The 13698-nt window shown below is 54.7% G+C and carries 15 protein-coding genes; 12 read left to right on the forward strand and 3 right to left on the reverse strand.

The annotated features are described in order from the left end of the window. The first annotated feature begins 347 nt into the window (after positions 1-347). The 9 genes from AC0YNU_RS15120 to AC0YNU_RS15160 all read left to right on the forward strand — a co-directional run bounded on the left by AC0YNU_RS15120 (position 348) and on the right by AC0YNU_RS15160 (position 8853). Positions 348-1100 carry a Cof-type HAD-IIB family hydrolase gene (locus AC0YNU_RS15120; RefSeq protein ID WP_475757860.1) on the forward strand — a complete coding sequence of 251 codons (753 nt, stop codon included), beginning with the start codon at positions 348-350 and terminating at the stop codon, positions 1098-1100. Positions 1101-1107: 7 nt separating this feature from the next. After that, positions 1108-1584: a DUF456 domain-containing protein gene (locus AC0YNU_RS15125; protein ID WP_475757862.1), complete on the forward strand. Its 477-nt coding sequence runs from the start codon at positions 1108-1110 to the stop codon at positions 1582-1584. Positions 1585-1604: 20 nt separating this feature from the next. Beyond that, complete coding sequence (locus tag AC0YNU_RS15130; RefSeq protein ID WP_475757864.1) at positions 1605-2327, forward strand: ThuA domain-containing protein; 723 nt, start codon at positions 1605-1607, stop codon at positions 2325-2327. 29 nt (positions 2328-2356) lie between these two features. Then, positions 2357-4003, forward strand: a complete 1647-nt coding sequence (locus AC0YNU_RS15135) for a putative polysaccharide biosynthesis protein (protein ID WP_475757866.1) — start codon at positions 2357-2359, stop codon at positions 4001-4003. Positions 4004-4080: 77 nt separating this feature from the next. Next, complete coding sequence (locus AC0YNU_RS15140) at positions 4081-5772, forward strand: copper amine oxidase N-terminal domain-containing protein (protein ID WP_475757868.1); 1692 nt, start codon at positions 4081-4083, stop codon at positions 5770-5772. A gap of 77 nt (positions 5773-5849) precedes the next feature. Then, positions 5850-6194 carry a thioredoxin family protein gene (locus AC0YNU_RS15145; RefSeq protein ID WP_475757871.1) on the forward strand — a complete coding sequence of 115 codons (345 nt, stop codon included), beginning with the start codon at positions 5850-5852 and terminating at the stop codon, positions 6192-6194. 145 nt (positions 6195-6339) lie between these two features. Next, positions 6340-7275 carry a COX15/CtaA family protein gene (locus tag AC0YNU_RS15150; protein WP_475757873.1) on the forward strand — a complete coding sequence of 312 codons (936 nt, stop codon included), beginning with the start codon at positions 6340-6342 and terminating at the stop codon, positions 7273-7275. A 67-nt stretch (positions 7276-7342) separates the two neighbouring features. Further along, positions 7343-8047: a Cthe_2314 family HEPN domain-containing protein gene (locus tag AC0YNU_RS15155; protein WP_475757875.1), complete on the forward strand. Its 705-nt coding sequence runs from the start codon at positions 7343-7345 to the stop codon at positions 8045-8047. A gap of 26 nt (positions 8048-8073) precedes the next feature. Next, positions 8074-8853 (forward strand): SDR family oxidoreductase, encoded by a 780-nt coding sequence (locus tag AC0YNU_RS15160; protein WP_475757994.1) that lies wholly within the window; start codon positions 8074-8076, stop codon positions 8851-8853. Between the two features lie 267 nt (positions 8854-9120). Here the strand turns inward: AC0YNU_RS15160 and AC0YNU_RS15165 are convergent, their stop codons facing one another. Then, on the reverse strand, positions 9121-9366 hold the full coding sequence (locus AC0YNU_RS15165) for a NifU family protein (RefSeq protein WP_048744982.1): 246 nt from the start codon (positions 9364-9366) through the stop codon (positions 9121-9123). A gap of 88 nt (positions 9367-9454) precedes the next feature. Between AC0YNU_RS15165 and AC0YNU_RS15170 the strand changes: the two genes are divergently transcribed. Then, on the forward strand, positions 9455-9724 hold the full coding sequence (locus AC0YNU_RS15170; RefSeq protein ID WP_475757996.1) for a YuzB family protein: 270 nt from the start codon (positions 9455-9457) through the stop codon (positions 9722-9724). Positions 9725-9839: 115 nt separating this feature from the next. Here AC0YNU_RS15170 and AC0YNU_RS15175 read toward each other — a convergent pair whose 3' ends face one another. Both AC0YNU_RS15175 and mqnE read right to left on the reverse strand, forming a co-directional pair. Continuing rightward, positions 9840-10907 carry an NAD(P)/FAD-dependent oxidoreductase gene (locus AC0YNU_RS15175; RefSeq protein ID WP_475757877.1) on the reverse strand — a complete coding sequence of 356 codons (1068 nt, stop codon included), beginning with the start codon at positions 10905-10907 and terminating at the stop codon, positions 9840-9842. A gap of 120 nt (positions 10908-11027) precedes the next feature. Continuing rightward, positions 11028-12131 (reverse strand): aminofutalosine synthase MqnE, encoded by a 1104-nt coding sequence (mqnE, locus tag AC0YNU_RS15180; RefSeq protein ID WP_475757879.1) that lies wholly within the window; start codon positions 12129-12131, stop codon positions 11028-11030. 314 nt (positions 12132-12445) lie between these two features. Between mqnE and trhA the strand changes: the two genes are divergently transcribed. Then, complete coding sequence (gene trhA, locus AC0YNU_RS15185) at positions 12446-13090, forward strand: PAQR family membrane homeostasis protein TrhA (RefSeq protein ID WP_475757882.1); 645 nt, start codon at positions 12446-12448, stop codon at positions 13088-13090. A 139-nt stretch (positions 13091-13229) separates the two neighbouring features. Next, positions 13230-13589, forward strand: coding sequence for an iron-sulfur cluster insertion protein ErpA (gene erpA / locus AC0YNU_RS15190; RefSeq protein WP_475757885.1), 360 nt, complete (start codon positions 13230-13232; stop codon positions 13587-13589). The last annotated feature ends 109 nt before the right edge of the window (positions 13590-13698 follow it).

Here is a 13698-nt window from a genome sequence, read left to right on the forward strand (position 1 = left end):
AGCGCCTACGAAACGGGAAGAAGCAAACGGGAAGAAGCAAACGGGAAGAAGCAGACAGTGTTCTGCGTCTTCCCGTTTTTTTGTTAGGCTTCCAGGCATTGTACATTTGTTGCACAACAGCAACATTCTTGCATATGATAAAAATATGATCGTTACCCAAGGAGGGGATCCCATGCGGAGAAGTTTATGGAAGCTGCCGGCTTTGCGCAGATTCGTATACGCCGTTCTGTTTCTTGCCGGCACGCTGATCGGCGTTTGAGCGTAAGAGCAGTTTGGATTCTCTCCATTCTGTGCTAAAATTGCTCTAGCGAGCTGCCTGCAGGCGCAGCTTGGGCAAGGAGGCCATCATGGGATCGATTAAACTAGTTGCATTAGACATGGACGGAACGCTTCTCAACGATCGGCAGGAAGTGAGCCAGGAGAACGCGAAATGGATTCGCAAGGCGCTGGATGCCGGCATTATCGTCAGCTTCGCGACGGGCCGCGGCTATCAGAGCGCCCTGCCGTATGCGGAGCAGCTCGGACTCGAGACGCCGATGATCACCGTCAACGGCGGCGAGATTTGGACGCGCCCGCAGGTGCTGCATCAACGGACGCTCATGCCTCTAGCGATGTTGAAGCGGCTGCGCGAACTCGCGTTGAAGTATCCCGACTGCTGGTATTGGGCGTACACGACGATGGGCATCTACAACAAGGAGAACTGGAGCGAGATCGCCGGCGATCTGGAATCGCAGCACTGGCTGAAGTTTGGCTACTACACGGAGGACAAGCCCATGCTGGAAGCGATTCTGAAGGAAACTTCCTCCTGGGGAGGGCTGGAAATTACCAATTCCTCGTCTTCTAACCTGGAGATGAATCCCGAGGGAGTATCCAAAGCTTCTGCCCTTCGCGAGCTGTGCAGCGTTCTTGGCATCGAGATGTCGCAGGTCGCGGCAATGGGCGACAGCTTGAACGATATCGCGATGATCCGCGAGGCAGGACTTGGCGTCGCGATGGGCAATGCCCAGGACGAAGTGAAAGCGGCTGCGAATGTCGTCGGCGTGACGAACGAGGAGGATGCGGTTGCGCATTTGATTCAAACCTATATTCTGAAAGGGTGATGCGGGGATGGAAATCGCAGGCTGGATTATCGTCATCGTTTTATTCGTCGTCGGTATGGCCGGCGCGATCTTTCCGATCCTGCCGGGGGCGCTGGCGATTTACGCCGCTTTCTTCGTGTACGGATTCTTCATCTCGTTTTCACCTTTCGGCTTTTGGTTCTGGACCATTCAAACGCTCATCGTCATCGTGCTGTTCATCGCCGATTACGCCGTCAGCGCTTGGGGTGTGAAGAAGTACGGCGGCTCCCGCGCGTCCGTCATCGGCAGCACCATCGGCATCCTGATCGGCCCGTTCGTCATTCCGGCGTTCGGTCTGATTCTGGGCCCGCTCCTCGGCGCCGTCATCGGCGAGCTGTTCACCGGGGCGGGCTTCGAGAAGTCGCTTAAGGCGGGGCTCGGGGCCGTCGTCGGTTTGTTCACCAGCACGGTCGTCAAATTCATTCTGCAGGGCGCAATGATTCTTATTTTCTTTCTATGGCTTTAATTCGAGGAGGCAGATGGAGAATGGTCAAAGTTACCGTATGGAACGAGTTTCTGCACGAGAAGCAGCACGATGAAGTAAGGTCCGTCTATCCGGACGGCATTCATGAGGCGCTGAAGGCGGGGATCGGCACGGATGGATTCCAGGTCGCGACAGCGACGTTGGAGCAGCCGGACCATGGCCTGTCGACCGAGGTGCTGGCGAACACCGACGTATTGATCTGGTGGGGCCATATGGGTCATGACAAGGTTGAAGACGCCATCGTCGAGCGCGTGTTTGCCCGCGTCATGGAAGGCATGGGACTGATCGTCCTGCACTCCGGCCACTTCTCCAAAATTTTCAAGAAGCTGATGGGCACGGGCTGCGACCTGAAATGGCGCGAGGCCAATGAGAAGGAACGGATCTGGACCGTTAATCCGGCGCATCCGATCGCGGCAGGCATCCCGGAGCAGTTCGTTCTCGATCGCGAAGAGATGTACGGCGAGCATTTCGATATTCCGGCGCCGGACGAGCTCGTGTTCGTCAGCTGGTTCGAAGGCGGAGAAGTGTTCCGCACGGGCTGCACCTGGTCCCGCGGTCAAGGCAAGGTATTCTACTTCCGTCCCGGCCATGAGACCTATCCGACCTATTATAATCCAACCGTGCTGCAGGTTATCCGCAACGGTATCCGCTGGGCAGCTCCGTCGGGCGCGGCCAAGCCGGTGCGAGGCAACCATCAGCCGCTTGAGGAAATCAAAGCGAAATAAGCTTCAGAGTAGGAGACTATAAGCAGCTCATGGTTACAAAGGACTCTTTAATCAAAGGTACGATTATTCTGGCAGCGGCGGCGCTGGTGGCCCGTTTCCTCGGCATTTTCCAGCGTATCCCGCTGGACTATATGACGGACAGCCACGGCGGCGGTTATTTTACCGTCGCCAATAACATTTACTTAATGCTGCTCATCGTCGCTACGGGCGGCATTCCGAGCGCGATCAGCAAAATGGTATCCGAGCGCTATGCGCTCGGCCGTCCTGACGAAGCGCGGCGCATCTACAAGGCGGCGCTGTTGTTCGGCGCCGTGACGGGCGTGCTCATCACGGTGCTGCTGCTCATCTTCGCGCCGTACTACGCGACGCACATCGCGGAGAAGCCGGGAGCGGATCTAGCGGTGCGCGCGATTGCGCCTGCGCTGCTGTTCTTCCCGATCATCGCCATGATGCGCGGATACTTCCAAGGCCGGCAGTACATGACGGCAGGCGGCGTCTCCCAAATCGTGGAGCAGATCCTGCGCGTCATCACGGCCGTCGGACTCGGTTACCTGGCGTTCGCCCAGGACTGGGGCCAGGATTGGATTGCAGCCGCGGCTACATTCGGGAGCGTGTTCGGCAGCGTGGGCGCATTCGCGATCATGCTGTCTTATGCCCGCAAGTTGAAGCGTCAGGATATGAAAGATGCGGCCAGCGCTGGCCGAGCTTCGGCCGTGACGCGGCCCTCGGCGTTGTCGTTCCGATCCATCTATAAGGAACTGTTCAAGATTTCGGTACCGATCGTCATTACGTCGATGACGGTGCAGTTCATTTATTTCTTCGACACGTCGTTCTTCATGAAGCTGACGCATGGCTATTACGTCAGCGCCGACGCCGATCAGATGCTGGACTGGCTGGGGGTAAAAGCGCAGGCGCTTGCCGGCATTCCGCCGATCCTGGCGATCGCGCTCAGCCAATCGATGATTCCGATTATTTCGGCCGCATACAAGGTCCGTAATATGAAGGAAGTCGAACGCCAAGCGTCGCTCGTCATGCGAATCGTCGTCTTCACGGGCGTTCCGGCTTCGCTGATCATGACGGTCGTCGCCATATCCATTACGGGCTTGCTCTTCTCCAACATCGGAGGCAGCGGCGCCGTCGCGGCACTGACGGCAGGGACGATCTTCCAGATTACGATGATGACGAGCAATACGGTGCTGACGAGCATGAACAAACCGACGCTTCCGATGCGCCATGCGCTGATCGGCATCGTCATCAAGGTCGTGACAAGCTTGATCCTGGCGCCGCTGCTCGGCGTATACGGCATCATTCTGTCCTCCACGATCTGCTTCCTGGCGATCGCTACGCTTAATTTCCGCAGTATTCGCAAGGAGATCAAGCTGAACATTCTCGGTACTCGCTGGGTAGGCTATGGGGTGACGATCGCAGTCGCTTCCGGTGCCGGATGGCTGATCGATTATGCGTGCCGCACGTATATCGGAGGTCCGGACAAATTGACTTACGCCATCGCCTGCATTGCCGCGGGCGTCGTTTCGCTTGGGCTGTACGTCGCATTCTTGATCCTGCTCAAGGTGATTACGAAGGATGACGTTCAGCAATTCCCGGGCTCGCTAAGGCGGCTGCTGAACCCGCTGATGCGCATAGCGGCGCGGCGCAGCGCCAATTCCAATCATTAAAAATCATTTCCATAACCCCCTCTATATGGTAGAATTGACCGTGGTCTTTTTACCTAGGAGAGGGGTTTTTTACGTTGATGAAATCATGGATTAGGGGAAAGAAAGCGTTAGGCTTACTAGCCGTCTCGCTCATCGTGCTCGTGGTGGCGGGATGTCAAGCGCTGAATGGCGTGGATTTCAATTCGATGCTGAAGCAATCGCTCAGCACAACCTCGTTCGAAGGATCCACGACGATCGAATTCAAGCTGCTGCCGAACGACGAGGACGACTCGGATGCGGCGGCGTCCGCCGAGACGGAAGAACTGCTGAACTTGTTGTCCAATGTCAAGCTGCAGCTCGATGATGTGAAGTCGAGCGAGGAAGCGGGCATGTCCGCGAAAGGCAGTCTGGAGCTTGGCGATCTACATATACCGTTCGAAGCGAAAATGAACAATGATGCCGCCGAGCTGGATTTGGAGGGTGCAAGGCAGCCGATCATTCTTCATCTGACGGATGCCGCGCCTGACTCGGCTGCCCAGCCGGACGAAGAAACGCTCGCGCAGGCGCAGAAGCAAATCATCGACGCATTCAGCAGCTATGCCGTGGACAATTTGCCGAACCCGGTTCACCTTAGCGTGCTGCCCGGACAAGAGAGCGTGAACGGGAACACCGTCACCGGGATGAACGTCCATGCCGAGCTGAAGGGCACGGAACTGCTGGATTGGTTCAAATCGTACCTGGATGCGCTGATCGCCGACAAGGATGGCTTGAAGGCCATGCTGACCGGCGTGCTGGAAGCGGTCCAAAGCCAGTCGGCTCTGCTCGAAGATTCGCCTGCGGACAGTCTCTTCGGTTCGCTTCCGGAGAAAGACAAATCGGCAGAAGCGATCAACGACGCGGTCGATCAAATGATTGACGCGTTCACGGAGGTGCAGGCGAACATCGCGCAGTCCGAACAAGAAGATCCGGAAGGAAGAGACAGCTTGTTCAATGACGGCGTATACGTGAAAGGCGACGTGTTCATCGACGGCAAGCTGGATATCCGCAAGGCGGTCATCGAAGCGGGTGTTACCTTCAATGACGAGGTGCCGGCAGCGATGAAAACAGACGACTCCGGTATTACAGTCCCTTCTATTTACAAAACGGATGGTACCGAAGACTCCGACAGCGAAGACGGCTTCGATGCAGTTACGGACGAGGACTTCGATTACGAGGATTCCTACGTAACGATATCGCCGTTCAAAGGCATTTGGTTGAAGGTCTCAACTGAACGTTGGAACGTCAACGGAGACGTGAAGCCGGATGCTCCTTCGACAGGCACGCCTGCAATGGACGCCGAGAAGCTGGCGGAGATGCAAGGCTACGAAGTGCTCCGTCAGTTCGACAGCAGCTCCGACATTTACGATCTGCTGCGCAACCAGGCGCATATCAGCAAACAAACGATCATGCTGAATACGGAGTACGGTCCTTATCAGCCGATCGTGACGCCTGGCGGAATCGCTCTTATTCCGCTTCGCTATGCTGCGGAGGCCATTGGCGCGCAGGTGCTGGAAGAGCGCGGCGGCGGAATCCGCGTGCTGGACAGCGCCACGAATGCGGACATTCGCTTGAAAAAGGGCGGCGTCAATGCGATCATTAACGGGAAGACGGTCACATGGCGTTTTCCGCTGACCGTCGTGAATGACATGACCTACGTACCGGCCCGCGACTTCGCGAATGCGGTGGGCGCGCAGGTGAGCTGGGAGCAGGATTTCGGCTCCAAGACACTGATGTTGGTTCGTGAGCCGTAAATTCGAGGCTTTGATCCAATCGTTCCCGGAACGGGCATGCTACACAAATACAACCCGCTACAGGAGGAGAGATTCGCATGGAATTGATTTCAACAGATGAAGCATTCCGCAGTGCCGTGCAAGGAGATGGCGTCACCGTGGTGGTCTTCAAGACAACCTGGTGCCCGGATTGCCATTTCATCGACCCGTTCATGCCGGAGGTGGAAGCGGCGTATAGCGGCAAAATCCGCTTCTTCCAGATCGACCGCGACGATTTGCCGGATCTGTGCAGCGAGCTGAACATCTTGGGCATTCCGAGCTTCATTGCTTTCAAGAACGGCGGCGAGCTCGTGCGGTTCGTGAACAAACTCCGCAAATCGCGGGAGGAAATCGAGCAGTTTCTGGATCGTGCGCTTCAAGTGGGAGAAGCCCTTCAACGATAGCCAAGCGACCCTTCTGCAGGCCCGCCAAGCGGCAAAACAGCCGTTTTGGCGGGCTTTTCTCATTACATGGGCGTTCACAGTTTGAACATGGTATTTGTCGAATTTGTTCGTTATAATGGGAGGTGATTCTTTCGGAAGTAAGGTGATGAAGTTGAACGCGAAACGCTATCGTGCGCTTGCGATCCTGACCTGCATCGGTATGTTCCTCGTGCTGATTGCGGGCGCATTGGTTACGAATACGGATTCCGGCCGCGGCTGCGGCACGGATTGGCCGCTCTGCAACGGTAAATTTATTCCGGCGTATACCGTCGAGTCGTTAATCGAATATTCCCATCGTTTAATCAGCGGCGGGGTGGGCATGCTGGTTCTTGCGGCCTTCATTGCCACGCTGGTCTTATACCGCAATGAGAAAGAGCCGATTGTCTATGCGTCGGGGGCTGGTCTATTCACGCTGCTGCAGGCGCTGCTTGGTGCCGCTGCCGTCATCTGGCCGACAACGCCGGCCGTGCTGGCGCTTCATTTCGGGATTTCGATCCTGGCCTTTATGTTCACGCTGCTGCTCGTCATTTGGACGTATCGCAAGAAACGCGGAACGTCATCGGACAAGCCGCTTGCCGCTATTCCGCGGCCGGTATTTTGGTTTTCCTTATTTATTCTCGTCTATAGCTATTGCGTCGTCTACTTGGGGGCTTACGTTCGCCATACGGATTCGGCCGGCGGCTGCGAGGGCTGGCCGCTTTGCAACGGGGAATTCGTTCCGGAGCTGAACGGCGCGACGCTTTATGTGTTTTTGCATCGCGTAGCCGCCGCCGTCTTGTTCATCTTGATCGGTCTGTTGACCTTGTACTTCAATCGCGTAAGCCAAGGCCATCCGGGATTGCGCAAGGCGTTGACCGCTACGTTCGTACTCGTCTGCTGCCAAGTGCTGAGCGGTGCGCTGCTCACGGCAACGCTGCGCAATGACGATTGGTTCGTGTTCACGAGTATATTGCACAATATGATCGTCTCCGCGCTGTTCGGCATCCTATGCGATTTTATGATTCGAGCTTGGAAATGGCGCGAAGGGCGGCCTCGGGTATAGGCCTTCTCCGCGGCTCATCAGCACGACTTCTCGGTAAGGCAACTTGTTCGAGTATGGAGGAATGACGATGCTCCGCATGCTGTTTGGCGAACCCCCGCGCAAGGACGAGGGCAAGCTGCTAGAGGCGAACCAAGCGATGCAGCGGTTTGCTGCTTTAATGACCAGCCGCATTGAGCGCGGTTTGGACAACGACCATCTGCTGCGCAAATTCGAGATCTACACGCTGGGCTTGATTGCAGCGCTGGATGAGCTGGAGCAAAGCGTCTATGCCGCCGCCAAATTCGCCGCAGCGGTGAAGTCGGAGACTGTCGAGGGCATGTCTGAAGCGGAGGCTATGAACTACCGCAGATACGTCTATTTCGATAAGAACGCCTTTATTCGTTTGTTCTCCTTGTTGGACAAGCTCGGAACGCTGATGAACGATTCGCTTCGATTGGAAACGGAGCGGCTCAAGCCGCATTATTCGTATTTTACCGTTCTGCGCCGAATGTTGGATCGAAATGCCTATCCTGAATTAACCGGTCAGCTGCATAAACTCAAGGAAGAGGGCAAGGAAGCGATGAACCGTCTGCGCAAGCGGCGCAATACGGAAATCCATTACATGAACTCCGAGATGCAGGACGACCTGAAGCAGAACCACGAAGCTTATTTCGAGCCGCATCGCCTGGAGGATTTATCGCAGCAGACGCAGGACCTTGCACAAATGATGGACTTCGTGCTGGATACGCTTAAGCTGACCTTTCATCACGCCTACAGCCAGTTCGAGCATTGAAGCTGACCTAGGAGGATGCCATGGAGCTGCAAGGAAGAACGGCCCTAATAACCGGAAGTGCCAAAGGCTTAGGCAAAATGACCGCGCTCGCGCTGGCCGCCATGGGCTGCGATATCGTCCTGAATTACGTGACCAGCGAGCAGGAGGCGCAGCAGCTGGCGGGCGAGATCACGCAGCGCCACGCGGTCCGGGCAACGGCGTTCCGTGCGGATATCGCCGTCGCGGAAGATGTCGCCCGTCTTGCTTCGAAAGCGCTGTCTTGGTCTCGGACCGGCAGCATCGACATTCTCGTCAACAATGCGGGACCGTTCATTCGCGAGCGTCGGCTCTTTACGGATTACGACGCAGCCGATATTACGGGACTCGTGAATGGCAACCTGCTCGGCGTCATGCTGCTGGATCATCATGTGCTGCCAGGGATGCGGAGCCAGCAGTGGGGACGCATTATCCATTTCGGCTTCGGCCATGCCGGCGAAGGACGCGCTTGGCCGCACAGGGCGGTGTATGCGGCCGCCAAGACGGGACTGGTATCCTTTACGAAAACGCTGGCCGTCGAAGAGGCTAGCAACGGCATTACGGTACATATGGTATGTCCCGGGGATATCCGGGGGATGAATAAAGAGCGTACGATTGCCGAAGTAGCCGAAGAGCGGGACGAGGAGTCGCCTCGCGGCCGGCCGGGCAGCGGAGAGGATATCGCGCGCGTTATCTCGTTCCTTTGTTTGCCGCAGTCCGATTATATGACCGGCAACATTGTGGATGTGACGGGTGGGTTTGACCCCATCAAAACATCGATCAAGTCCTGAAGTGTTAAAGCATGACCTGCGGTCGGAATGAGCCTTCAATCGCTGTTGTAATTCTTTTTTCCTGATTATTTAATTGAGTAGATGTAGAAAACAGATTACAAAGGCGAACGCTTACGCTTTTTCGGCTTCATTCCGACCTCCGGTCACTTTAGAACATTCACGACTAGAGACTACAACAACAAAAAACAAAAAAAAAACAACAACAAAAAGCGTCTTGCCGTTGGCAAGACGCTTTCATGTAAATAATGGGACAACAGGAAGCAAGTTTTAGAAAACTTGCATAACCTCTTGTACGCCTTCGACTTCCTCGAGCAGTGCGCGTTCGATACCTGCTTTAAGCGTGATCGTCGAACTTGGGCAGCTGCCGCAAGCTCCCATCAAACGGAGCTTAACGATGCCATCCTCTACATCAACGAGTTCAACATCGCCGCCGTCGCGCTGCAAGAACGGGCGAAGCTTATCGAGAACGTCCAGTACTTCATCATACATGGTGCTTTGTGCGTTTTCACTCATTGCAATCCACTCCTTTCTCCCCTATTATAGTACAAAGCAAAGCAATTGAAAATGGATATCAGAACAAGAGGCAAGGTGAATCATCATGTTGAAACCAATTATTGAATTTTGCGCCAGCAATATGCACCACGGCACGGACAAGCTGATGAAGAAATTAGAAGCGAATCCGGATTATGAAGTCATTGAATATGGCTGCCTGGGCAATTGCGGCGAATGTTATCTCGTGCCGTTCGGCATGGTGGACGGTCAAATCGTCTCTGCCGATACCGTCGAAGAACTGGAAACAAAACTGATGGATGAGATCGAAGAGCAGCAGGCACTCCGCGAAGCGCTCGACCGGATCATTGACGATATGTAGCACCGCGTGCAAGCTGCACGTAGCTGAACATTTTACCGTCTGAAACCGAAGCCGAGCTTGAGAGAAGATGAGCGGAGCTGGACCGATTCAAAATATAATTACAGATTTTAATAGTTTAACCCATATGATGCTTCGACATCCAGAGGACGCCGCTTTTTACGAGACGCGGCACTCTGCCCATCATCGTCGCTCGGCCCATGAGGCCGAAGCCGTCCTTCTTGCCCAGTGAACCGAGCGTGCCCTTCAGCTTGATCTTGCCGAGCTTCGGCGTTTTGCCGCTCCAGATTGCCTGCATAACTTCCGCAACCTGCTTGCCTTGACCTTCAGCAGCTTGCGCGCTCGGCGAGAAAGGCACGGAAGCACAGTCGCCGACGATGAAGACTTCGTTGTAATCGGGTAGCTGATGATACTCATTAATGATTAGACGGCCTTGATTGTCCTTCGGCAGATTCATGCGCTGCACGATCGCCACGGGCTGAATGCCTGCAGTCCATACGGTCACGTCGGACATGATCGGACTTGCGTTGTTCGCATCGTGAAGGACGCCTTCCTCCAGCTTATGCAACGAAACATGACCACGCATCTCCACCTCATGCTCGATGAACCACGACGATACGTATTGCTGCAGCTTGCCTGGGAACGCAGACAGGATGCTCGGACCGCGGTCGATGATACGGATGTTCAAGTCCGGCCGGCTCTCCCGAAGCTCTGCAGCCACTTCTACGCCGCTTAATCCGCCGCCGACGATCGACACTTGGCCATAAGGCTTCACGTCGTTCAAGGCCATATAGGTTTTACGTGAAGCGGACATCGTCTGGATGCTGTTGGAGTACAACTCCGCTCCGTCGATGCCATGGTACTTGTCCGTGCACCCAAGCGCGACGACGAGCCAATCGTACGAGAGCGGCTCCTGCCCGGCCATGACGATATGCTTCTCGTCCAAATTGACGTCCGTCACTTCGCCGTAGGTTACGATCAGACGCGGATCCGACGGGAAGGCGACCCGCAGGTCGATTTCCGGCGATGTGCCGGCAACCAGTGAATAATATTCTGTTTTTAGTCCTTGGTACGGCATGCGATCAATAAGCACGACAACCGTGTCATCCGGCAGCTCGCCTTCAAGCAGTGCATGAGCAACCGTAAGTCCTCCGTAGCCACCGCCAAGAATAACGAATCGTTTCATTCCAATCCCAACTTTCTTTGTAGCAATAAGTGCTGTTCTGAGTGGTTTTGTGTTGTAGTATGCGCACGACAGACCCTCGCAATGAGAACATCTCCTCGCGAAGGTCATGGGAATCGCTGTTTATTCGAAAACCTTAACTTCATTGTAGAACGTATCGCGTTCCACTGGAATGCGTCCGGCGCCTTTGATAAGCCAGATGAGGTCTTCGCGCGTAATGCCTTCCGGTGTCAGCGCGCCCGCAGCATGGCTGATGCGTTCTTTCACCATCGTGCCGTGTACGTCGGAAGCGCCCATCGTCAAGGCAACCTGAGTCAGCTGCGTGCCGATATTAATGAAGTACGCTTTGATGTGCTGGATGTTGTCCAGCATCAACCGGCTGATGGCGATAGCCTTCAGATCGTCGAAAGCCGAGTTGCGGCGGCGGATGCTCGCCTTCGGGCTGATCGGCTGCATGGAGAGCGGAATGAAGACTTGGAAGCCGTTCGTCTCGTCCTGGAGCTCCCGGATTTGCAGCATATGATGGATGCGGTCTTCCTTCTTCTCGACCGAACCGTACAGCATCGTCGTATGCGTGCGAAGGCCCAAGTTATGCGCGGTGCGGTGAACCTCCAGATACTGGGAGACATCGGCTTTGTCGACGCGCATTTTTTTGCGATACTCGTCCGACAAAATTTCGGCGCCGCCGCCGGTCAAGCTTTGCAGGCCGACCGCAATCAGCTCCTGCAGCACTTCCTTATAGCTCAGACCGCTGATGCGGGAGAAGAAGTCGATTTCTGCTGCCGTGTAAGCTTTCAGAGCGACTTCAGGGAAACGCTCGTTCAAGGCCTTCAACGAATCGACGTAATATTGGAACGGAACATGCGGATTATGACCGCCGACGATATGGAACTCCCGGACGTCCGGGTGAATATGCTGTTCCACATAGGCGATCATCTCGGGTCCGCTCAACGTATAGGCGCCTTCTTGGCCCTCGTCCTTGCGGAAGTTGCAAAACGCGCAGTGCGCTTCGCACACGTTGGTAAAATACAAGCTCATATTTTCGATAAAATAGACCTTGCGTCCGTTCTTCTTGAGGTTAACCTCGTTGGCCATCTGTCCGATCGTCAGCAGGTCGTCGGATTTATACAGAAACTCTCCATCTTCTTGCGTGAGACGTTCGCCGGAACGAACCTTCTCCATGATGGCTTGCATTTGCTTGACTTCTGTCGGTATAGCAACATTCATGACGGCTTCCTCCTTGTCCGCCGGGCACGCGCTTGCAGGTCCGGTGATTGAAATAATGAAGAGAATAATGAGTTGTGCCACACAATTCATTACTTTGTGAAAAAAATTACTTATTCTTTCCCTAAAAAACCACTAGCACAACTTTTCCTTATTATAAACCTCGGGGAACGCGGGCGGCAACTATTAAGTCATACCATGCCACCAAAGTGCTGGAAGAAGCGCATCGGTTCGGATCTAGATTTTGAACAAGGGAGTAATTGAAGTACAATATAGACAAGAGCAATGTCATTCGACATTGGGAAACGAGGGACAACATGGCAAACACATACACCTATACCCGCAAAGAAGAAGCGTTAAACGCGATTACGCATGGAATCGGCGCGCTGCTGAGCGTGGCTGCGCTTGTGCTGCTCATTGTATTCGCCGCGTTGAAAGGGAATGCTGAGCATGTCGTCAGCTTTACTATCTATGGTACCATGATGCTTCTGCTGTACGTGTCGTCGACGCTCGTCCACAGTTTTCCGGAAGGCCGGGCGAAAAACGTATTCGAGATCATGGATCACGCCTGTATCTATCTGTTCATTGCCGGCACTTATACTCCGATTGTCCTTCATATGGTGCAGGGTGCGGCAGGTTGGACGCTGCTTGGCATCGTGTGGGGACTTGCGCTCTGCGGCGTCATATTCAAGGTCTTCTATGCGTCCCGGTTTCTGTTCACTTCGACGATCGTCTATATTCTGATGGGGTGGATGATTGTCTTCGTCTGGGGTCCCCTGAAGGCGAATTTGGCTGAAGGCGGTCTGCATCTGCTCATAGCGGGCGGTTTGTTGTATACGGTCGGAACCATATTCTACGTATGGCGGAGCTTCAAGCATCACCATGCGGTATGGCATTTGTTCGTCCTCGGCGGCTCTGCGCTGCATTTCTTCGCGATCATGCTTTATGTGCTGCCGAGATAATGGGAGCAAAGCGGAAGCTAATCCCGCAAAAGCGTTCCAAACAGGGCCGTACGCATATTGAGTCGCGGACGGATGTGCAGTATACTTATACTATAGAAACGTAAGTAAGTCGCATGATATGAGCGAAGGAGGAAAAACCATGATTACGATCAGCGAGACAGCTAACGAGAAAATCAAAGAAATGCTTGCAGCCGAGGATGCGCCGGAATTGTTTTTGCGCGTTGGCGTGAAGGAAGGCGGCTGCAGCGGTTTCTCCTACAATATGGGCTTCGACGACGAGATCGCCGAGTCCGACAAAGCATTGGAAATGGACGGCCTGAAGGTTGTCGTGGACGGAGACAGCATCAAATATTTGAACGGCCTTCAGATCGACTTCAAGGAATCCGCCATGGGCGGGGGCTTCACCATCAATAACCCGAACGCGACCGCGACCTGCGGATGCGGATCGTCGTTCCGTACGGCGACGGAAGCAGGGAATCCTGCGGCCGAGCCTTGCTAAACGATTAGTCGGACGCGAACACATGATTGCGTCGCATCAATGCTTTGAAATTACTTATGAAATCACTTAGTATGTACAACCCAAAAAGGAAGGCCCCCGCATGCGGGAG

The sequence above is a fragment of the Paenibacillus sp. J31P316 genome (genome assembly GCF_056269105.1).

Coding starts and splice junctions, on each gene's coding strand:
- AC0YNU_RS15120 (WP_475757860.1), top strand. CDS start 348: ATGGGATCGATTAAACTAGTTGCATTAGACATGGACGGAACGCTTCTC.
- AC0YNU_RS15125 (WP_475757862.1), top strand. CDS start 1,108: ATGGAAATCGCAGGCTGGATTATCGTCATCGTTTTATTCGTCGTCGGT.
- AC0YNU_RS15130 (WP_475757864.1), top strand. CDS start 1,605: ATGGTCAAAGTTACCGTATGGAACGAGTTTCTGCACGAGAAGCAGCAC.
- AC0YNU_RS15135 (WP_475757866.1), top strand. CDS start 2,357: ATGGTTACAAAGGACTCTTTAATCAAAGGTACGATTATTCTGGCAGCG.
- AC0YNU_RS15140 (WP_475757868.1), top strand. CDS start 4,081: ATGAAATCATGGATTAGGGGAAAGAAAGCGTTAGGCTTACTAGCCGTC.
- AC0YNU_RS15145 (WP_475757871.1), top strand. CDS start 5,850: ATGGAATTGATTTCAACAGATGAAGCATTCCGCAGTGCCGTGCAAGGA.
- AC0YNU_RS15150 (WP_475757873.1), top strand. CDS start 6,340: ATGAAGTTGAACGCGAAACGCTATCGTGCGCTTGCGATCCTGACCTGC.
- AC0YNU_RS15155 (WP_475757875.1), top strand. CDS start 7,343: ATGCTCCGCATGCTGTTTGGCGAACCCCCGCGCAAGGACGAGGGCAAG.
- AC0YNU_RS15165 (WP_048744982.1), bottom strand. CDS start 9,366: ATGAGTGAAAACGCACAAAGCACCATGTATGATGAAGTACTGGACGTT.
- AC0YNU_RS15175 (WP_475757877.1), bottom strand. CDS start 10,907: ATGAAACGATTCGTTATTCTTGGCGGTGGCTACGGAGGACTTACGGTT.
- mqnE (WP_475757879.1), bottom strand. CDS start 12,131: ATGAATGTTGCTATACCGACAGAAGTCAAGCAAATGCAAGCCATCATG.
- trhA (WP_475757882.1), top strand. CDS start 12,446: ATGGCAAACACATACACCTATACCCGCAAAGAAGAAGCGTTAAACGCG.
- erpA (WP_475757885.1), top strand. CDS start 13,230: ATGATTACGATCAGCGAGACAGCTAACGAGAAAATCAAAGAAATGCTT.